Annotated in this window: 7 protein-coding genes; all 7 read left to right on the top strand. The window is 73.4% G+C overall.

Annotation, left to right across the window (positions count from 1 at the left end; genetic code table 11):
• Positions 1-2 precede the first annotated feature (2 nt).
• A complete protein-coding gene (locus OHS82_RS03375; protein ID WP_328433228.1) occupies positions 3-3,647 on the top strand; it encodes an ATP-binding cassette domain-containing protein in 3,645 nt (1,214 codons plus the stop codon).
• Positions 3,644-9,295 (top strand): non-ribosomal peptide synthetase, encoded by a 5,652-nt coding sequence (locus OHS82_RS03370; protein WP_328433227.1) that lies wholly within the window; start codon positions 3,644-3,646, stop codon positions 9,293-9,295. The genes OHS82_RS03375 and OHS82_RS03370 overlap by 4 nt, the downstream gene beginning before the upstream one ends.
• Positions 9,292-16,524, top strand: coding sequence for a non-ribosomal peptide synthetase/type I polyketide synthase (locus OHS82_RS03365; protein WP_328433226.1), 7,233 nt, complete (start codon positions 9,292-9,294; stop codon positions 16,522-16,524). Before OHS82_RS03370 ends, OHS82_RS03365 begins: the two co-directional genes overlap by 4 nt.
• Before the next feature lie 82 nt (positions 16,525-16,606).
• Entirely contained in the window at positions 16,607-17,416 is an 810-nt protein-coding gene (locus OHS82_RS03360) for a thioesterase II family protein (protein ID WP_328433225.1), read from the top strand.
• Positions 17,413-17,628, top strand: a complete 216-nt coding sequence (locus OHS82_RS03355; protein WP_057574894.1) for an MbtH family protein — start codon at positions 17,413-17,415, stop codon at positions 17,626-17,628. The genes OHS82_RS03360 and OHS82_RS03355 overlap by 4 nt, the downstream gene beginning before the upstream one ends.
• Positions 17,629-17,707: 79 nt before the next feature.
• Positions 17,708-20,968, top strand: coding sequence for a non-ribosomal peptide synthetase (locus OHS82_RS03350; protein WP_328433224.1), 3,261 nt, complete (start codon positions 17,708-17,710; stop codon positions 20,966-20,968).
• Positions 20,965-22,242, top strand: coding sequence for a Zn-dependent hydrolase (locus tag OHS82_RS03345; RefSeq protein ID WP_328433223.1), 1,278 nt, complete (start codon positions 20,965-20,967; stop codon positions 22,240-22,242). Before OHS82_RS03350 ends, OHS82_RS03345 begins: the two co-directional genes overlap by 4 nt.
• The last annotated feature ends 51 nt before the right edge of the window (positions 22,243-22,293 follow it).

Here is a 22,293-nt window from a genome sequence, read left to right as displayed (position 1 = left end):
ACGTGGCACTGAACGACATCCAGAGCCGCCCGAGTGAGGAGGGCGGCGCGGGATTCCTCTCCCGTCTCTTCATCAGCTGGCCCGCGCCACTGGTGCAGACGGGGATGCGGCGGTCCCTGACGATCTCCGACAGTCTGACGCCCCCGTCGTACGACCACCTCGCGCGCGTGACGCCCGAGTTCGAACGGGCCTACACCGAGCGCCGCACCCGTCCGGACGGTCTGCGCGACGCCCTGTACCGCACCTTCCGGCGGCGCTTCTGGGGCGCGGCACTGATCTTCCTCGCCTACCAGTTGTGCGCGACCCTCGGCCCGCTGCTGGTGCGGGAGATGATCCAGTGGTTCGAGCAGGACCGGCGGGGCGCGGTGGCGCAGGGGCTGCTCGTCGCGGTCTGCCTGGGCGGCTTCCACCTCCTGGACTCCCTGGCGCACAAGCACCAGTGGTCCGAGGCGTGGAAGAACACGCACGCCGTCAATGCGCTGCTGCGCACCCAGGTGCTGCGCAAGTACCTGCGCATGGACCGCGGCGCCCGGGCCGGCCACCCGGTGGGCGAGGTGATCACCCTGGTCTCGTCGGACTCGATGCGGGTCGGGCAGATGTCGTTCATCCACATGGCGTGGGCGGTGCCGCTGGGCATCGCCGGGTCCAGCGTGATCCTCTGCGTCCTGCTGGGCTGGGCCGGCCTCGTCGGCATCGTCGTCCTGGTCGCCGGGCTCGCCCTGTCGCACGTCGCCAACGAACGGGTCTACGCGCTGGTGCCGGCGATCCGCGACGTCAACGGTGTACGGATCGGGCTGGTCGGCGAGTTCCTCGCCGCTGTGCGCACCCTGCGCGCCCACGGCTGGGAGGACGTCGCGGAGCGGGCGGTCACCAGGGAGCGCACGGTGCTCGGTGAGCTGCTGGTGCGCCGGCAGAAGCGGCTCGCGACGCTGTACCTGGTCAACTCGGCCGTCCCGGTGCTGATGGTCAGCACCACCCTGATCACCTACGTGGCTCTCGGCCACGAGCTGCGCGCGGCCGACGTGTTCTCCGCCGTCGCCGTCCTCACCGTGCTGCGCTCCCAGTTGCCCGAACTGGTCCGCTACCTCGACATGCGCAACGAGTGGCGGGTCGCTCTCGGCAGGATGACGACGTTCCTCACGGCGCCCGACGCCGCGCCCGTGCCCGCGAGCGCGGCGCCTGCGGGGAGCGTCGAGCTGTCGGACGCGTCCTTCGTGTGGCCCGCGGCCGAGGGGGAGGCGCCCTGCCTGCACGGTATCGACCTGCGGATCGCTCCGGGCGAACTGGTCTGTGTCCTCGGCCGGGTCGGCAGCGGCAAGTCCGCGCTGCTCGGGGCGCTCGCCAGGACCCTGCGGCCGGTGTCCGGCACCGTCGACGTGGCGGGCAGCGTCGTCCACCTGCCGCAGAAGGCCTGGATCATGCAGGGCACGGTCGCGGAGAACATCCGCTGCTTCTCACCCGAGAACCCCGAGCGGTACGCCGCGGTGGTGCGGGCCACCGCTCTGGAGGCCGACCTGGCCGCCATGCCGCTGCGGGACGCCACGATGGTCGGTGAGCGGGGCACCAACCTCTCCGGCGGCCAGCGTCAGCGCATCGCACTCGCCCGCGCCGCCTACGAGGACGCAGACGTCTACCTCGTGGACGACCCGACCAGCGCCGTCGACGACACGGTGGCCGGCACCATCCTGGACGAGCTGTTCTTCGGCGTGCTCGCCGAACGCACCCGGATCGTCGTCACCCACCGCCTGGACTTCGCGCGCCGCGCCGACCGGGTCGTCGTCGTGGACGAGGGCCGCGTGGTCGCGTCGGGCCCCTTCGACGAGGTCGCCGCGGGCATGCCGGAGCTGTTGCCCGTCATCGCCGAGGCCGTCGGCGCCCGCGACACGGAGGTCACCGAGGCCGCGGGTCCCGACGCCGAGGACGCCGCCGTCACCGAGCCCGAGGCCGAGCCGCCCGTCAAGGACGGCAAGGTCCTCGCCGGCGCCTACCGAGGCTACCTGCGCGTGCTGACGCCGGGACTGCTGCTCGTGGCGCTGATCGGGCTGGCCGTCGCCGGACAGACCGCGCTGGGCGCCTCGTCCTTCTGGCTCGGCCTGTGGACCGACCGGGCGGGCGAGGACACCGCGCTGTACGCCGGTGTGTTCGCCGGGATCGGCCTGCTCACGCTGTGGCTGGACCGCGGCCTGTTCAGCTTCGGCTTCTCCCGGGGTGTGAAGGCCGGGCAGAGCCTGCACAAGGGGATGCTGGAGAAGGTGCTGCGCGCGCCGATGCCGTTCTTCGACGAGAACCCCTCGGGCCGGGTGCTCAGCCGCTTCTCCGCGGACACCGAGACGATCGATCTCGAACTGCCCGAGTACACCATGGACACGCTCAAGATCGCTGTCGGCATGGTGGTCCCGCTGCTCGCGCTCGCCGTCACCAGCCCCGTCACCCTCGTCTTCACCCCCCTCGTGCTGCTGGTGTACCTGCGCTGGCAGCGCCGCACCAGGTCCAGCACGGTCGAGGCGTCCCGGCTGGCGAAGCAGGCGAGGGAGCCGGTGCTCTCCCTGGTCGCCGAGGCGGTCGAGGGCGTCACGACGATCGAGGGCCGCGCCATCCGCGTGGCGGGCTACGAGGCGGCCTTCCGGGAGCGCGTCCGCACCGCCCACCACGCCGACTACACCGTCAACTCACTGACCCGGTACTTCAACCTGCGCCTCGACCTGGTCGGCGCCGCCGTCCTGTTCGGCTTCGCCGCGCTGATGGTCGTGCAGAGCGGCGTCCGCGCGAGCACCACCGGTGTCGGCATCAGCTTCGTGTACATGCTGATCGAGACGCTCGCCATGAGCCTGATGACCGTTCAGACGATGGACCTGGCGCTCGCGAGCTTCGAACGCGTCCACGACTACACGCGGTTGCCGACCGAACCGGTGGGCGGCGACCGTGCCCCCGAGGGCTGGCCGGCCACAGGTGACATCCGCTTCGAGGGCGTCACCCTGCGCTACCAGGACGGCGGCCCCGCTGCCCTGGACGCCATCTCCTTCCATGCCCCCGCGGGCGAGAAGGTCGGCATCGTCGGCCGCACCGGCAGCGGCAAGTCGAGCCTGTTCGCCGCACTGCTGCGGTTCGTCGACATCGAGGGCGGCCGGATCGTCGTCGACGGCGTGGACATCTCCACCCTTCGTCTGCGGGACCTGCGCTCCGCCGTCGCGGTCGTCCCCCAGGAGCCGGTGCTGCTGCCGGGCAGCCTGCGCGAGAACCTCGACCCGCGCCGGGCCTTCACCGACGCCGACATCGAGGCCGTGCTCGACAAGGTGGGCCTCGCCGACCGGTTCCTCCGGCTGCCCGACGGGCTCGACCGCACCGTCGCCGGCGGTGGGGCGCAGTTCAGCGCCGGTGAACGCCAACTGCTGTGTGTGGCACGGGCGTTGCTCGACCAGGTGCGGATCGTCCTGATCGACGAGGCGACCTCGAACCTGGACGCGGAGACCGACGCCCGCATCCAGCGCATCCTCGCGGGCGAGCTGGCCGGCACGACGGTCCTCACCATCGCCCACCGGCGCGACACGCTCGCGGACGCCGGCCGGGTCGTGACCCTCGACGCCGGGCGCGTCGTGACCGTCACGGCCGGGGGGTCCGGAGCCCTGGTGGGGGAGGGGACGCGATGACGTACGACACCGAGGCGCCCGTGCTGGACCTGGTGACCGACCGGCCCCGTGCGGCGCGGCGCGGACGGAATGCCGGCGCCGCGATTCCCCTCCGGCTGGACGCGGCCGCCACCCGGCTCCTCATCGACGTGAGCCGGGAGCGGGGCGTGCCCGTTCTCGTCCCGCTGCTGACGGCATTCCAGCTGATGACGGGTCGCTGCGCCGGCGTGAAGGACGTCACCGTCGCCTCGCCGGGACCCGACGGCACCCGGGCCTACCGCACCCACTGGGAGGACGACCCGGACTTCGTCACGCTGCTGCACCGGACCCGGGAAACACCGGAGACCGGCGGGCTGCGGGTCGCGCTCGCCCTGGAGAACGCACCCCTCGACGGATACGAGTTGACCGTCGCCTGGGACAGCGCTCCGCTGGAATCGGGCGAGTGGTGCGGCGCCCTCACCTATGACACCGACCTGTTCGACCGGGGCTCGGCCGAGCGGATGGCCGGCCACTGCATGACCCTGCTCACCGCCGCACTCAACGCCCCCGCCACCCCGGTGTCCCGGCTCGTGCACACCACACCCGAGGAGCTGGAGCTGCTGGCCGTGTGGGGAACCGAGGGCGGCGAACCGCGGGCCGAGCACCTGGTGGCGGCGTTCCGCGCACAGGCCGGGCGGACCCCCGACGCCGTGGCCCTGGACTTCACCGACGAGACCCTCACCTACGCCGAACTCGCTGCGCGCTCCGAACGGTTGGCGCACGCCCTGGTGGCGCGCGGTGTCGCGCCGGAGGCCGTGGTCGGGCTGGCGATGGAGCAGTCCGCGGCCCTCGTCGTCGCCATGCTGGCGGTCGTCACGGCAGGCGCCGCCTTTCTGCCGCTCGACACGGGGCATCCGACGTCGCGGCTGGCGTACATGGTGGAGGACAGCGGCGCGTGCGTCGTACTCGCCGACCGGCACGTCGACTTCGCGGGCACCGTTCCCGTCGTCCATGTCGAGGACCTGGTCCGCTCCACCGCGCGGACACCGCTTCCCGCCGTGCACCCCGAGCAGCGGGCCTGTGTGCTCTACACGTCCGGCTCCACCGGCCGGCCCAAGGGCGTCGAGACCATCCACCGAGGGATCGTGCGCCTCGTGTGCGACGCCGCGTATCTCCCGCTGGAGCCCGAAGACGTCGTGGCCCAGGCGGCGAACGTCTCCTTCGACGCGGCCTCGCTCGAGATCTGGGGTGCCCTCCTGAACGGCGCTCGCCTCGTGGGAATCCGCAAGGACGACGTGCTCTCGCCGGAGCTGCTCCGGGCGCGCATCGAGACGGTCGGCGTGACCGTCATGTTCCTCACCACGGCCCTCTTCCACCAGTGCGCGGACGCCGAACCGGCCATGTTCGGGTCACTGCGGACCCTCCTCTTCGGGGGCGAGCCGGCGGACGCCCGGCGGGTCGCCGCCGTACGCCGGGCCACGCCCGCGGTCCGCCTCGTCAACGGCTACGGTCCCACCGAGGGCACCACCTTCGCGAGCACCTACGACCCCGTGGACCCGGATCCCGGCGCGGCCCGCGTCCCCATCGGCCGGCCCATCGCACAGACCCGGCTCCACGTGCTCGACGAGTCCGGCCGTGAGACGGGCATCGGCGTCCCCGGTGAGCTCTTTCTCGCCGGTGCCGGCCTCGCACGCGGCTACGTCGGCCGGCCCGACCTCACCGCGGAGCGCTTCGTGCCGAGCCCGTTCGGCGTGGGCGAACGCCTCTACCGGACGGGAGACGTGGCGCGCTGGCGGGAGGACGGCGTGCTCGAGTGCCTGGGCCGCGCCGACTCGCAGGTGAAGATCCGCGGCGTCCGCATCGAACCGGAGGAGATCGCGAGCGTGCTCGCGGCCCACCCCGGTGTGAGCGCGGCCGTGGTCGCCCTACGCGGCGAGGGCGACGCACGACGGCTGGTGGCGTACGTCGTCGCCGAGGACGGCCGCCAGGCCGAGCCGCGTGAGCTGCGAGCCCACCTGGCCGAGCGCCTGCCCGACGCGATGGTGCCCGCCCTGTACGTCACGCTGACCGAGCTGCCCATCACCCCGAACGGCAAGGTGGACCTGCGCGCCCTGCCCGACGCCTTCGACGAGCACACCGTCCAGGCCGCGAACCGGGTGGCACCGGCCGGTCCACGCCAGGAACTCATCGCGGGGATCTGGGAGGAACTGCTCGGCGTCCGGGGGATCGGCGCCCACGACGACTTCTTCGCCCTTGGGGGGCACTCCCTGCTGGCGGCGCGGGCCGCGTCACGCATCGAAGCCGGGCTCGGCGCCCGGACCCGGGTGCGGGACGTGTTCGAGGCACCCACCGTCGAACGGCTCGCCGCCCGGCTGGCCACCGCGGACGGCGCGCAGGACCACCCGCCGCTGACACCGGCCGGCGAGGGCCCGTACCGGCTGTCCTACGCCCAGCAGCGCCTGTGGTTCCTCGACCGGCTCGCCCCGGGCGGTGCGCTCTACAACGTGCCGCTGGCGCTGTCCGTCGAGGGCCCGCTCGACGTGCCGGCGCTCGCCGCAGCGCTGCGCGGACTGGTGGCACGCCACGCCTCCCTGCGCACCCGGTTCGTCGCGGACGCAGCGGGCGAACCCCGGCAGGTGATCGTGGCCGACCCGGACGTCCGCCTGGACGTCGAGGACCTGAGCCACCTGACCGGACGGAAACGTGACGCCGCCGTCGAGGAGGCCGCGTCGCTCGAGGCCCGCAGGCCGTTCGACCTGGAGCGGGGGCCGCTGCTGCGGGCCCGGTTGCTCAGGTCGGCCGACGACCGCCACGAACTGCTGCTCACCCTGCACCACGCGGCCTCGGACGGCTGGTCCGTGGACGTCCTCCTGCGCGACCTCGGCGCCCTGTACGCAGCGGCGACCGGCGCCGACGCGCAGCCGCCGGCCCCGCTCACGGTGGGCTACGCGGACTACGCCGAGTGGCAGCGCCGCTTCCTCGACGCGGGCGTCGGCGAACGGCAACTGGCCTACTGGACCGAGCGCCTGCGGGCCGCTCCGCCCACCCTGGACCTGCCGACGGACCGCCCCCGCCCGGCCGTGCCCCGGTACACGGGCGAGGTGCTCCCGCTGCGGCTGGCGGCACCACTGGCCGCGCGGCTCGCCGAGGTGAGCCGCGCCCACGGGGCGACCGCGTTCATGACGCTCCTGGCCGTCTTCCAGCTGCTGCTCGGCCGGTACGCGGGCGCCCGGGACGTCAGCGTCGGCTCGCCGGTCTCCGGGCGGACCCGCCCCGAGCTGGAACAGCTCATCGGCTTCTTCGTCAACACCCTGGTGCTGCGCACGCGTTGGGAGGACGAACCGACCTTCGCCGAACTGCTGGAGCGGGTCAGGGAGACCACCCTCGGCGCTTACGACCACCAGGACGTGCCCTTCGAGCAGATCGTGGAGGCCGTACGGCCGCCCCGCGACCCGGGCCGGTCGCCCCTGTTCCAGGTGATGTTCTCCCAGCAGAACGTGCCGCGGACCACAGCGGCCCTGCCCGGTCTGTCGGTCGCGGTACGGGAAGTGCCGGGCGGCATCGCGAAGTTCGACCTCACGGTCGCTTGGGACGAGGCCCCGTCGGCGACCGGTGAGCTGTGCGGGCACGTGGAGTACGACGTGGACCTGTTCGACCGGGTGACGGTCGAGCGGATGATGCGGCACTACGTGAGCCTGCTCCGGTCGGCGCTCGCGGAGCCCGCCGCCCGGGTGTCGGCGCTGGGGATGCTGAGCGCGGACGAACTCGGCGTCCCGGCAGCCGGGCCGGCCCGCACGCCGGTGCCCGCGGCGACCACGCTGCACGGGCTTGTCGGCGCCGTCGCCCGGCGCCTGCCCGAGCGGACCGCGCTCAGCCAGGACGGTCACACCGTCAGCTACGCCCAGCTGGAGGAGCGCTCCGACTCCGTGTGCCGGTACCTGCGGGCGCGGGGCGTGCGCCCGGGGGACACCGTCGTGGTCGCCATGGACCGCTGCCTGGGCTGGCCGACGGCACTGCTCGGAATCCTGAAGGCGGGCGCCGCCTACGTCCCCATGGACACCCGCGCCCCACGCGAGCGCCTCGCGCACGTCCTCGCCGACGCCCGGGCCGTTCTGGTCCTCGGCTCGCGCACCTCGGCGGTACCGCCCTGCGGCGACACCCCGTACACGCTGGTCGAGGACGCCATCGACACACCCGTACCGGACCGGGCGCCGAGGCCGGTCGACGTCCATCCGGCCGCACCGGCCTACATTCTCTACACCTCCGGCACGACCGGACGTCCCAAGGGTGTCTGCGTCAGCCACGCGAACCTCGTGCACACCCTCGAGGCTGTCGCGGAGCGGTACGCGCTCCAACCCGACGACCGGGCCCTGCAGTTCGCGTCACCCACCTTCGACGTGGCGGCCGAGGAACTGTTCGCCACGCTGCTGCGCGGCGGCGCCGTCGTCCTGCCGGCCGCCGGGCCGGTGCCCGGGATCGGCGAACTGGTGTCGCTGGCCCGCCGCGAGCGGCTGTCGGTGCTCAATCTGCCCGCCTCGTACTGGCACGAGTGGGTGTCCGCCCTGGACCGGCACCCGCCGTCGGCGTGCCCTGAGCTGCGCCTGGTCGTCGTCGGCAGCGAGCGGGTCGACGCCGGCCGGCTGGCGGCGTGGCGGGCCGCGGCGCCCGCGCACATCCGCTGGCTGAACGCGTACGGCCCGACGGAGACGACCATCACCGCCACCGTCCACGAGCCCGGCGCACGTGCTGTCTCCGGTTCGACCGTCCCGATCGGCCGCCCGCTGCCCGGCGTGCGCGCCTACGTGCTGGACGCGGCCCTGGGCCCCGTTGCGCCCGGCGTCCCCGGCGAGCTGTACCTCGCCGGGCCGGGCGTCTCGCACGGTTACGTGGGCGATCCCGCCCGCACCGCCGGGCACTTCCTGCCCGACCCCTGGGGCGGCCCCGGCGAACGGATGTACGCGACGGGGGACCGCGCCCGGCGTACGGCGGACGGGGTGCTGGAGTTCCTCGGCCGCGGGGACGACCAGGTCAAGCTGCGCGGCTTCCGCATCGAACTCGGCGAGATCGAGGCGGCCCTCGCCGCGCATCCCGAGGTGCGCGACGCGGCGGTGATGCTGCGCGAGGACACCCCCGGACAGCCGATGCTCGTCGGATACGCCGCCGTCGCCGGCTCCGTGCCGACGGATCGGCTGCGGGCGCATCTGACGGAGCGGGTGCCGCCGTACATGGTGCCTGCCGCGATCGTCGTCCTGGACCGGCTGCCGCGCGGCGAGAGCGGCAAGACCGACCGGCGGGCCCTGCCGCCCCCCGCCGGCCCGGCGTCCGCCGCCGGGCGCGTCGCGCCCACGAGCGAGACCGAGAGCGCGGTCGCAGCGGTCTGGCGCGAGGTGCTCGTCCGGGACCACGTGGGCGTCGACGACAACTTCTTCGAGATCGGCGGCCATTCGCTGCTGGTCGTCAGGGTGCAGTCCCGGCTGGCCGAGACGCTCGGCCGACAGGTGCCGGTCGTGGAGCTGTTCCGCCACCCGACCGTGCGCACCCTCGCCCGGCATCTGGCCGGTGCCGAGGAGCCCGGCGGGCCCATGGGGACCCGGGGACGCCGCAGGGCGGAGGCGCGCAGGCAGCACCAGGACGCACGAGCGACGCGACGGCGGGCGAACGACATCCGAGAGTCAGGAGACACACAGTGACCATCGAGACCACCGGGATCACTGACGCGAACCGGATGCCCACGGGCGCCGTTGCCGTCGTCGGAATGTCCCTGCGGGTACCCGGGGCCCGCACCCCGGACGACTTCTGGCGCAACCTGCGCGACGGCGTGGAGTCCATCAGGACCTTCACCGACGAGGAACTGCTCGCCGCAGGCGTCACACCCGAGGAGCTGGCCCGGCCCGGCCTGGTACGGGCGTTCGGCGCGCTCGACGACATCGCCGGGTTCGACGCCGCCTTCTTCGGCTTCTCGCCGCGCGAGGCGCAGATGCTCGACCCGCAGCACCGGATATTCCTGGAGTGCGCCTGGGAGGCGCTGGAGCACGCGGGGTGTCCGGGCGACGGCGAAGAGACGGTGACCGGTGTCTACGCCGGTGTCGGAGAGAGCTCCTACCTGTTGCGCAACCTCCTCGCCGACGATGGCCTGGTGGAGCGGATCGGCGCCTTCCAGACCTCGCTCGGCAACGACAAGGACTTCATGCCGACCCGGGTGTCCTACAAGCTCGACCTGCGCGGCCCGAGCGTCAGCGTGCAGACCGGCTGCTCCACCTCGCTGGTCGCCGTCCACATGGCGTGCCAGGCGCTGAGCAGCGGTGAGTGCGACGTCGCGCTGGCCGGTGGTGCGACCGTCGTCGCCGACCAGGACCGGGGCTACCGGTACGAGGAGGGCGGAGTCGTCTCGCCGGACGGGCACTGCCGGGCGTTCGACGAGAGGGCCTCGGGCACGGTGCCGGGAAGCGGCGCCGGCGTGGTGGTGCTCAAGCGCCTCGACGACGCGCTCGCCGACGGCGACGTGATCCACGCCGTGATCCGCGGATCGGCCGTCAACAACGACGGCTCCCGGAAGTTCGGCTTCACCGCGCCGAGCGCCGACGGACAGGCCGAGGTCGTCGCGGAGGCGCTCGCCGTGTCGGAAACCGACCCGGCCACCGTCTCGTACGTCGAGGCGCACGGCACCGGCACCGCGCTCGGCGACCCCATCGAGGTGACCGCTTTGCGGAGCGTGTTCGCCTCCGCCGGGGAGGGCCACCGCTGCGCGCTGGGTTCGGTGAAGACCAACATCGGTCACCTGGACACCGCCGCCGGCGTGGTCGGCCTGATCAAGACGGCCCTCGCCCTGAAGGCCCGCGAGCTTCCCCCGACGCTGCACTACACCACGCCGAACCCCCGACTCGTTCTGGACGACGGCCCGTTCCACGTGAACACGGCTCTGACGCCGTGGCAGGGCGACGTGCTGCGCGCCGGGGTGAGCTCCTTCGGTATCGGCGGCACCAACGCCCACGTCGTGCTGGAGCGGGCCCCGGAACGCGCGGCCGACGGCACGCCCGAGGACGGCCCCCGGCTGCTGCCGCTGTCCGCCGCCACCCCGACCGCGCTCGACACCCTCACCGCCGACCTCGCCGCACACCTGCGCGCCCACCCCGAGGAGCGGCTCGGCGACGTCGCCCACACGCTGCGGAGCGGCCGTCGCGCGCTGCCGTACCGGCGGTTCGTCGTCGCCGACAGCGTCGCCGAGGCCGCCGCGGCCCTGCTGCCCGGGCCCGGCGCACACGCCACCGACACCGGCCGTGAGACCGTCTTCGCCTTTTCCGGGCAAGGCACCCAGCGCATCCGCATGGGCCACGCCCTGTACGCGTCCGAACCGGTGTTCCGCACCGAGGTCGACCGTGCCGCCGAGTTCCTGCTGCCGTGCCTCGGCCGCGACATCCGCGAGCTGCTCTACCCGGCCGACGCGGAGCGGGACGCCGCACGCGAGGCGATCGGCACCACCCGCTACGCCCAGCCGGCGCTGTTCGTCGTCGAGTTCGCGCTGGCCAAGCTGTGGATGTCCTGGGGCGTCCGGCCGGCGGCCATGCTCGGGCACAGCCTCGGAGAGCTGGTCGCCGCGTGCCTCGCCGGGGTGCTGACGCCCGAGGACGCGCTGCGGCTGGTCGCCGAGCGCGGGCGCCTGATGCAGAAGGCGGCGCCCGGCGCGATGCTGGCGGTGCCCCTGCCGGAGGCCGAACTGCTGCCGCTGCTCCCCGGCGACCTGGCCCTGGCGGCGGTCAACGGGCCGCGCGAGTGCGTGGTGTCCGGGCCCGCCATCGCGATCGAGGGCTTCGCGACGCTGCTCACCGGTCGCGAGGTGCGCACCAAGCGGCTGCGGACCTCGCACGCCTTCCACTCCACGATGATGGCGCAGGCGGCCGCCGCGTTCGAGCGCGCCGTCGCCGAGGTGCCGCTCTCGGCGCCGGGCATCCCGTTCGTCTCCAACGTCACCGGCACCTGGATCACGGACGAGGAGGCCACCAGTCCGGCCTACTGGGCCCGCCAGCTGGCGTCCACCGTCCGCTTCGACGACTGCCTGCGCGCCGTCCGCGAGCGCGCCGCCGTCCTGCTGGAGATCGGCCCCGGCCAGGTCCTCACCGGTCTCGCCCGCGTCGGCTCCGGAGGCCGGGACGCCGTGGCCTCCCTGCCGACCGCCGCGGAGGACGGCGACGCCCGCCGGGAAGTGCTGACCGCCGCAGGCGAGTTGTGGTGCCGGGGCGTGTCCGTCGATCGGCCCGTGCGGCACGGCGCGCCCGCCCCGCGCCGCACCGTCCTGCCGACGTACCCCTTCGAGCACCGCCGCCACTGGGTCGAGGCCCCGCGCGGCGGCCGGGTGGCTCGGGCCGGTGCGGACGGGCTGTCGGTGCGCGGCGTCCGCCGGTCCGCGCCGGCCACCCCGCGACCGGACGGCGCCGGCTCCTGGCTCGTCGTCACGGACGGGCCGTGCGAGGTGCTGGACGGCCTCGTGGAGCGGCTCCGCGCGGAGCAGGGGCAGGGGCGGGTGACGGTGATACCGGTCGGTGCCTTGTCCACACCGGAGGAGTGCGCCGCCGCGCTGCCGGCCGGCGAGGAGAGCGTCACGGGAGTGGTCCTCGGGCTGCTCGACGGCGGTACCGATGCCCTGCCGGCGCTGGACACGCTGTGCGAGGACCTCGCGCGGCGAGGGGACTCCGCACCGCGGGTGGCCGTCGTCGCCTCCGGTGTCCTCGACGTCACCGGCGAGGAACACCTCACGCCCCGGCTCGCCGTGCTGACCGACTGGGCTGCCGGGGGCCTGCCCGGATCCCGGACGCTGCTCGACGTCACCGCGCCCTCGTCCCCGCACTCCCTGCGGCGCCTGACCGCCGCCCTGCACGCCGAACTCACCGGCCCGGCGCGGGACTCCGTGGTCGCTGTCCGCGGCACCCACCGTTACCTGCCGGCCCTCGAACCCCTCCACCCGGTCACCACCGCGGACCGCCACCGCGACGCGCGCTACACCCTTGTCGGCGACGAGCGGCTCTCCGGCGCGTTCCGCCGGGCCCTGACCCGCGCCGGAGCCACCGTCGCGGAGCAGCCCGACGGTCAGGCCACCGCACTCGTCCTGCTCGACACCACCGCGCCGCAGGCCCGGGTCCTCGAGCGGCTGGCCGAGGCCGTCGCGCAGGTCGAACGGACGCCCGGCGCGCGCGCCTGCGAGGTGCACCTGCTGGGAGACGCCTCGACCGCCCGCGTCGTCGAGTCCCATGTCGCCCTGCACGCACGGCAGTCCACGACGCCCCTGACCACCGTCGGCTGGCCCGCCGGCACCGGCGCCGCCGCCGTCGAGGCGGCGGTACCCCGCGTCGTCGGTGCCGCACCCGGCGGCTGCCACGCCGTGGTCGCGCCGCTGGACACACCCGAGGACGACACGTCCGCCGAGTCGCCCGCCGGCGAGGACGCCCCCCGCTACCGGGACGACATCGAGCGCCAGGTGGCCGCCGTCCTCTCCGACCTGCTCGGCGTGCCCGGCATCGACCCGGCCGCGGGCTTCTTCGAACTCGGCGGGCACTCCCTGCTGGCCGCCCAGGTCATCGGCCGGATCCGCAAGGTCTGCGACGTCGAACTGCCGCTGCGCACCTTCGTCGCCGATCCGACCGTACGGGGCATCGCCGCCGCCGTCCGCGCGGCCCGCGAAGAAGGCACCGCCGGGTCCGCCCCGGAGGGACTGCCCGTCGCCGTCCCCGACCCGGACCACGCCGACGCCCCCTTCCCGCTGACCGACGTCCAGCAGGCGTACCTCGTCGGCCGCACCGGCGTCTTCGAGCTCGGCAACGTCGGCATGCACGCCTACGAGGAGTTCGACGTGCCCGCCCTGGACGTGCCGCGCATGCAGCGGGCGTTCCGCCGGCTCATCCAGCGGCACGGGATGCTCCGTGCGGTCGTACACCAACACGGCGAGCAGCAGATCCTCGCCGAGGTCCCCGACTACGTCATCGCGACCGAGGACCTGCGCGGGCTGACCGACGACGAGGTGGGCGCGGGGCTGGAGACCACCCGTGCGGCGATGTCCCACCAGGTCTTCACGCCGGAGGTCTGGCCGCTGTTCGAACTGCGGGCCACCGTCATGCCCGGTGACGTGGGCCGGCTGCACCTCAGCGTCGACGGGCTGATCACCGACGCCTGGGCGTACAACCTGCTGATGAGCGAGCTCGCCCACCTCTACACCGACCCGGACGCGGAACTGCCCGAGCTCGCGCTCTCCTTCCGCGACTACGTGCTGGCCGAGCAGAGCCTGGAGACGACCGACCGATTCCGGCGCGCCGAGCGGTACTGGCACAAGCGCGTCCCGGAGCTCGCCCCCGCCCCCGAACTGCCGCTCGCCCGTGACCCGCGCACCATCGACGCCCCGCGCTTCGCCCGCACCGCCGGCGAGCTGCCGCGCGACCTGTGGGCGTCGGTGAAGACGGCGGCCTCGCGGCGCGGCGTCACTCCCACGGCCCTCCTGCTCGCGGCCTACGGCGAGGCGCTCGGCACCTGGTCGAAGAACCGCCGCTTCACCCTCAACCTCCCGCTGGCCAACCGGCTCCCGCTGCACCCCGAGGTCGACGCGGTCATCGGCGACTTCACCTCGCTGACGCTGCTGGAACTGGACACCACGGTCCCGGTCCCGTTCGAGGAGCGCGTGGCCGCGGTGCGCGACCGGCTCGTGACCGACCTGGACCACCGGCTGTTCAGCGGCGTCCGGGTGCTGCGCGAGATGAAGAAGGTGCGCGGCGAGTCGGCTGCGGCCATGCCCGCCGTGTTCACCAGCCTCCTCGCCAACGACGCCGAGGAGGGCCGGCTCGGCGAGGTGGCGTACAGCATCTCGCAGACCCCGCAGGTGTGGATCGACGCGCAGGTCTACGAGTTGGACGGAGCCCTCCTGCTGGACATCGACGCCGTCGAGGACCTGTTCCCCGACGGCATGGTGGCCGCGATCCACGCCGCGACCCTGCGCCTGCTGCGCGGGCTCGCCGAGGACGAGGCCAACTGGGGCCGTCCCGCGCCGCTGCTCGTCCCGGCGGCAGAGCTGGCCGCGCAGGACGAGTACAACGGCACCGCAGGACCGCTGCCGGCCGGTTTCCTGCACGAGCCGTTCTTCGGGCACGCGGCCCGCACGCCCGAGCGTCCCGCCGTCATCACTCCGAACCGGGTGCTGAGCTACGGTGAACTGGCCGCCCGCGCCCGGGACATCGCCGACCGCCTTTTCGCGCTCGACCCGCGGCCGAACGACCTGGTCGCCGTCGTCATGGAGAAGGGCTGGGAGCAGTCCGCCGCCGTCCTGGGGATCCTCGTCGCGGGCGCCGCGTATCTGCCGATCGACCCCGAACTGCCCGACGAGCGGATTCGCTTCCTTCTCGAACACAGCCGGGCGCGCGCCGTCCTGACCCAGGCACGCGTCGCGGCCACGGGCGAGGACCGGTTCGCCGGCGTGAGCACGGTCCTGCACGTGGACGAGCTTCCGTACGACGCCTGTGCCGCGGCCCTGCCGCTGCCCGGGACCGCCACCACGCCCGAGGACCTCGCGTACGTCATCTTCACCTCGGGCTCCACCGGTCTGCCCAAGGGGGTGATGATCAACCACCGGGGGGCGCTCAATACCGTCGTCGACATCAACGAGCGCTTCTCGGTGGGGGCCGAGGACCGCGTCCTCGCGCTCTCCTCGCTCAGCTTCGACCTGTCGGTGTACGACGTCTTCGGCCCGCTCGCCGTCGGTGGCGCGGTCGTCGTGCCGGACGCCGGCGCGCACCGGGACCCGGCGGCCTGGCTCGACCTCGTGACCAGGGCCGAAGTCACCCTGTGGAACTCGGTGCCCGCGCTGATGGAGCTGCTCGTGGAGCACATGAGCGTCAAGGAGGTCACCGGCAGCCCGCTGCGGACCGTGATGCTCAGCGGCGACTGGATCCCGGTCACGCTGCCCGACCGCATCCGGCGCACGCTCGGCTCGCCCGATGTCATCAGCCTCGGCGGGGCGACGGAGGCGTCGATCTGGTCGATCCTCTACCCGATCGGCGAGGTGCCCGAGGAATGGGCGAGCATCCCGTACGGCCGACCGATGCGCAACCAGACCTTCCACGTGCTCGACGAGGCGCTGCGACCGCGCCCCACGGACGTCCCGGGACAGCTGTACATCGGCGGTGTCGGCCTGGCCTGCGGATACCTGGGGGACCAGGTGAAGACCGACGCGAGCTTCATCGTCCACCCGCAGACCGGTCGGCGCCTCTACCGCACCGGCGACCTCGGGCGCTTCCTGCCCGGCGGCGAGATCGAGTTCCTCGGCCGTGAGGACTTCCAGGTCAAGGTGCAGGGCTACCGCATCGAGCTCGGTGAGATCGAGGCGGCGCTCATGCAGCACCCGCAGGTGCGGGCCGCGGTGGCTGTCGTCCAGGGGGAACAGCACGGCGCGAAGCGGCTGATCGCGTTCGTCGTCCCGCAGGAGGGGGGACGGGTACCCGAGGACGTCATCGAGTTCCTCGGGGCCAAGCTCCCGGCCTACATGGTGCCCGGCGTCTACCTCGAACTGGACTCACTGCCCCTCACCGCGAACGGCAAGGTGGACCGGCGGGCGCTCGTCGTACCGGAGGACCTGTCCGACGACGACGGGCCGCGCTACGAAGCACCCGAGACGCCGGTCGAGCAGACCGTCGCCGAGGTGTGGGCGAGCATGCTGGGCGCCGAGCGCGTCGGGCTGCACGACAACTTCTTCACCCTCGGCGGCGATTCGCTGCTGGCGATGCGCTCGGTGATCCGCCTGCGCAAGGAACTCGACGTCGAGATCCCGATCCGGGTCCTGTTCGACAGCCCCACCCTGCGCGACGTGGCCGCGGTCGTCGAAGACCAGCTCCTCGCGGAACTGGAGGACATGTCCGACGCCGAAGCCGAGGCACTGCTGTCCCACTGAGCGTACGGACCACCCGGCCACAACGGCCCAAGCGGCCCCATGCCCCTCAGGTCACTGAGCCACGAACCACGGAGCCCCAGACGTGAACGCAACCTCTGTATCCCGAGCGGCGCCCGCCGTGCGCGCCGACGGCTGGATCGTCGCGCCGCCGCGGCGGACGGTGCCCGCACTCCGGCTGTTCTGCCTGCCGTACGCGGCCGGAGCCGCCTCGGTCTACGCCGACTGGTCCGGCGCCCTCGGCGAGCAGATCGAGGTCTGCCCGGTCGAGTACCCCGGCCGCCAGACCCGCTGGCGCGAGAGCCCGCACACACGACTCGCACCGCTCGTGGACGCGCTCGCCTCGGCACTGGCCGGCGAACTCGACGTCCCCTACGCTCTGTTCGGCCACAGCATGGGCTCGCTCGTCGCCTTCGAGCTGGCCCGTGAGCTGCGCCGGCGCGGGGTGGGCGAACCGCACGTGCTGTTCGTCTCCGGCGGGCGGGCACCCCGGCTGCGCCACGAGCAGCCGCGGATCCACGATCAGCCGGACGAGGTCGTGGTCGACCGGCTGCGCGGGCTGGGCGGCCTGCCCGGCGAGGTGTACGAGGAGCGCGAACTCCTCGATCTGCTCATGCCCACCATCCGCGCCGACTTCGGCGTCTGCGAGACGTACACGTACCGCGCCGAAGCCCCGCTGACCTGCCCGGTCGTCGCCTTCGCAGGAACCGAGGACCGAGAGGTTCCGGCCGAGCGCACGGCGCCGTGGGCCGAGGAGACCACCGGCCCGTTCGCGCGGTACGTGCTGCCCGGCGACCACTTCTTCCTGCGCCCCGCGCAGACCGCACTGCTGGACACCGTCCGCGCGGCCCTGACCCCCTGCCCGACCCCGCACGCCCGACGGGAGCACCGATGAGCGCCCAAACCACCCCTGCGGCCTCCTACAAGGTCGTACTCAACGACGAGGAGCAGTACTCGGTCTGGCCCCTCCAGCGCGCCAACCCGGCCGGGTGGCGCGACGAGGGCACCACCGGCACGCGCGAGGAGTGCCTCGACCGCATCGAGGCCGTGTGGACGGATCTGCGGCCCCGCAGCGTGCGTCGGCGCGCGTCCGCCGCCGTGGCGTGAGCGGACCCGCCCGCAGTGCCGGGCCGCCCCACCACGCCCTCCGCAGCAGTCCAAGCGAACACGAAAGGCGACTTCCGTCATGACCAAATGGACCCTCGCGCCGGACGGCGCCCGGGATCGCGTCGGGCCCCCGGCCCCGGGGACCGGCCCTGCGCCCGGGGACCGCCCCGGCGCCGACGAGGCCGCAGTCGTGGACGCCTACCCTCTGACCGTCCTGCAGACCGGCATGGTCTTCCACCAGGAGCTCGATCCGCAGGCCCTGCCCTACCACCACGTCCACAGCCTCGTCGTCCACGCGCCCCTCGACCCCGCCCTGCTGCGCCGCGCCGTCCGCGACGTCGCCGAGCGGCACCCGGTGCTGCGCACCGGTTTCGACCTCAGCGACCACGAGGAGCCCCTGCAACTGGTCCATCAGGACGTCGCACCGCCCCTGGAATACGAGGACCTGCGCGGCATCGCTCCCGAGAAGCAGGAGCGTGTGCTGCGCGAGTTGGCAGAGGCGGAGCGCGGCTGGCCCTTCGACGTCACGCGCCCGCCGCTGGTGCGCCTGTTCGCCCACCGGCTCACCGGCGACACCTTCCGCTGGACGCAGACCGAGCACCGCGCGCTCCTCGACGGTCCGAGCCGGACCGCCTTCCGCACCGAGGTGCTCGACCGTTACCGGCGTCTGCTCGACGACCCGCTGGCGCCGAGGGAGCCGGCCCCCGCCGCCGCCTTCCGGGAGTTCGTCGATCTCGAACGCCGCACCGCCGCCTCCGAGGAGGTCCAGCGCTTCTGGGCCGACGCCCTCGCCGGCTGCGAGCCCTGCACCCTGCCGCACCGCCCCGAGCCGCGCCCAGCGGCCCCGTACGGCACGATCGAGTGCGAGGTCCCCGAGGAGGCCGTCGAGCGCCTGCGCGTCACCGCCGAGCAGCTGGGCATCCCGCTGCGCAGCCTCCTCCTGGCGGCCCACGCCAAGGCCATCGGCGTCGCCACCGGCCGCGCGTCCGTCGTCACCGGCGTCGTCACCGACGGGCGCCCCGAGGGCGCGGCCGGCGCCGACGCGCTCGGCATGTTCGCCAACGTCACCCCGCTGCGGGCGGACCTGACCGGCTCCACCTGGGGCCAACTGGTGCGCCAGGTGCACGCCACCGAGGAGGCGACCCGGCCGTACTGCCGCTACCCGTTGGCCGGCATCCAGTGGGACCTGGAGGCCGGAGAACTCTTCGACCACGTGGTCGACTTCGCCCCCTACGAGCCGGACACCGAGCTGCGGGCCGAGCCGACCAGCCCCGCCCTGTCGACCACTTTCCTGCACACCCGGCAGGGTGGCCTGCGGCTCCGCCTCGACCACGCCACCGACCGGGTCTGCCATGAGCAGGCCGAGGACATCCGCGACGGCTACCTCACGGTCCTCGGCGCGCTGCCCGACACCGACGCCCGCCACGAGCACCTGTGCCCGCTGACCGGGCCCGCGTACCGGCGGATGCTGAAGGAGTGGAACGGACCGGACCGCCCCTACCCGGTGGACCGCTGCGTGCACGAGCTGTTCGAGGAGCAGGTGCGCCGCGTCCCGGACGCCCTCGCGGTGACCGACGGCACGGTCGAACTGAGCTACGCGGAGCTGAACCGGCGGGCCAACCGTCTCGCCCGGCGGCTCGCGCGGCAGGGCGTCGGCCCGGAGACCGTGGTCGCCGTGCTGGCCGGACGCACCGCCGAACTCGTCGTCCTCCTGCTGGCCGTCCTCAAGGCCGGCGGCGCCTACCTGCCGCTGGAGCCGCAGTACCCGGCCGAGCGTCTGCGGTACCTCCTCGAGGACTCCGGAGCCCGACTGGTGCTGGCGGAGGAGCGGTTCGCGGGGCGCCTCCCGGAGGGGCCGTGGACGGTGTGGCCCACCGCGCGGGCGACCGAGGAGGCAGCCGGCCTGCCCGACGGCGACCTCGGCCGCACCAGCTTCCCGGACAACCTCATGTACGTCATCTACACATCGGGCTCGACAGGGCTGCCCAAGGGCGTGCTGGTGCCGCACTTCGGCGTCGTCAACTACCTGGGCTGGTGCAAGGAGGGCTATGCCGCGCGCGGTTCCGGCGGAGCGCCGGTCTTCTCCTCCATCGCCTTCGACATGATCGTCCCCAATCTGTACACGCCGTTGCTGACCGGTCAGCGGCTGTGCATGCTGGACGACTCGCTGGACTCGGTGGCGCTGGCCGACCGGCTGGACGCGCTGGCCCCCTTCACCTTCATCAAGATGACGCCCGGCCACCTCGACCTGCTGGACCAGCTGCTCCCACCCGAGCGGGCCCGGCGCCTGGCCACCACGCTCGCGGTGGGCGCGGACGCCTTCCCCACCCGGATCCTCGATTCCTGGCGGCGCAAGGACCGCGAGAGCGTGGTCCTCAACGAGTACGGTCCCACCGAGGCGTCGGTGGGCAACACGGTCCAGGTCGTCGACGGACCCGTCACCGCGGAGCAGGTGCCCATCGGCCGGGCCATCCCCAACACGACCATGTACGTGCTGGACCACGCCCTGAACCCGGTGCCGCTGGGCGTCACCGGTGAGCTCTACATCGGCGGCGACTGCGTGGTCCGCGGCTATGCGAACCGGCCCCGGCTGACCGCCGACCGTTTCGTGCCGGACCCGTTCGGCGCGGCTCCCGGTGCCCGCATGTACCGCACCGGGGACCTGGGCCGCTGGCTGCCCGGCGGCACCCTGGAGTTCCTGGGGCGTGACGACGACCAGCTGAAAGTCAACGGTTACCGCGTCGAACTCGGCGAGATCGAGGCCGCTCTCGTCGCGCACCCGGCAGTCAAGCAGTCCGTCGCGGCCGTGATCGGCCGGGACCAGAAGGTCCCGCGCCTGGTCGGCTACTACATGTCCGACGAGGACGTTCCCGAGCAGGATGTGCTCGCCCACCTGGCCGAGCGGCTGCCGGCGTACATGGTGCCGGGCATCGTGACGCGTATCGCCACATTGCCGCTCAACGCCAACGGCAAGGTCGACCGCAAGGCTCTGCCCACCCCGCGCGCCCTCGCCACGGACGCGTACGACGACCGTGCGATGCCGCGTGGCGAACGGGAACGGACCATCGCCGCGGCCTGGCAGGACCTGCTCTACCTCGACCGGATCTGGCGCACCGACGACTTCGTGACGCTGGGTGGCAACTCGCTGCTGGCTCTGCAGGTGGTCTTCCGGCTGCGCCGGCAGGGCATCGAGGTGAGTCTCGCCGACGTCATGCGCCCGGTGACGCTCGCGGACCTGGCGGCGGGCGCCGTCCTGACGCACATGGCGACGCACGACAGCTTCGACGGCCCCATGGGCTCAGTCAGTTCCGACGGCTTTGAGAGTGAGGAAAAGCGATGACCAGCAACGTGGTTGCCTCGCCGCCTGCCCCCGACGTACCGGCCCTCTCGGTCGACGCCGCCCGGCTGCTGGGCCGGATCGAGAAGTTCGCGAGCATCGGCCGCAACGCTGCCGGAGGCATCGAACGCGAGGGATTCAGCGACGCGGACCGCGAGGCGCGGGCCGAACTGATCCGCGAGGCCGAGGCCGCCGGCCTCGCCGTCGGCGTGGACGCCGCCGGGAACATCCTGATACGCAGGCCCGAGGGGACCGCGTGTACCGAGCGGCCGACGCTGCTCATCGGGTCGCACCTCGACACCGTGGTCAACGGCGGTCGCCTGGACGGCACATACGGCGTGCTGGCCGCGCTGGAAGTACTGCAGACCGTGCTCGAGTCGGGCGTCGAACCGGCCCACGAGCCGGTGGCCGTCGCCTTCGCCAACGAGGAGGGCGCCCGCTTCCCGCAGCCCTTCTGGGGCTCGAAGGTGCTGGTCGGCCGGCTGGCCGAGCTGCCCGAGGAGCCCCTGGCCCACGACGGCACGCCCCTGCGGGACGCGCTCGCCCGGGTGGGCGGCGACCTCGACGCGCTTGGTACCGCCGTCTGGCCGCAGGGATCCGTCGCCGCCTACCTCGAACTCCACGTGGAGCAGGGACCGGTGCTGGAGAGCAGCGGTGACTCCATCGGCGTGGTGACCGGCATCACCGGGCGCACCGTGCTGACGGTCGTGGTGCGCGGCGAGGCGGGACACGCCGGCACCACCCCCATGGAGATGCGGCGCGACCCGCTGGCCGCCGCAGCCCGCATCCTGCTGGCGGTCGAGGGGCTTGCCCAGGAACAGCAGTTGTGCCGCGTGGCGACGGTCGGGCGGCTCGACATCCGCCCGAACTCGCCCAACACCATCGCCGAAGAGGTGCAGCTGACGGTCGATCTTCGGGACGGCAACCCGGTCCGGTTGGAACTGGCGGAGCAGGCCGTGCGCAATCTGGTGGCCACGGTCGCCCAGGAGCGCCGCCTCGAGATCGACGTGGAGGTCGGCACCAGGACCGAACCGGCGCAGGCGGACCGCACCCTGCGGGACGCGATCGCCGACAGCGCCGTCGAACTCGGCCACCGCTACCAGCTGCTGCCCAGTGGCGCCGGCCACGACGCGCAGATCGTGGCGGAGATCGCCCCGATGGGCATGATCTTCGTCCCGAGCATCGGCGGGGTGAGCCATGTGCCCGAGGAGGACACGAAGAGCGGCGACCTCGTCGCCGGCGCGGACGTGCTGCTGCGCACCGCGCTGCGCCTGTGACCGAGGAAGGCGCCGCCCCGCGGCGGCTGGTGATCCACGCCTGTCCGGAAC

The organism is Streptomyces sp. NBC_00425, assembly GCF_036030735.1.
Taxonomy (GTDB): Bacteria; Actinomycetota; Actinomycetes; order Streptomycetales; family Streptomycetaceae; genus Streptomyces.
The sequence above is the reverse complement of the archived record's forward strand: the minus strand, read 5'-3'. Positions and strand labels throughout refer to the sequence as shown.

Bases quoted from the DNA above. Each gene is read 5' to 3' on its own strand.
- OHS82_RS03370 (WP_328433227.1), top strand. From the start codon at position 3,644: ATGACGTACGACACCGAGGCGCCCGTGCTGGACCTGGTGACCGACCGG.
- OHS82_RS03355 (WP_057574894.1), top strand. From the start codon at position 17,413: ATGAGCGCCCAAACCACCCCTGCGGCCTCCTACAAGGTCGTACTCAAC.
- OHS82_RS03350 (WP_328433224.1), top strand. From the start codon at position 17,708: ATGACCAAATGGACCCTCGCGCCGGACGGCGCCCGGGATCGCGTCGGG.
- OHS82_RS03345 (WP_328433223.1), top strand. From the start codon at position 20,965: ATGACCAGCAACGTGGTTGCCTCGCCGCCTGCCCCCGACGTACCGGCC.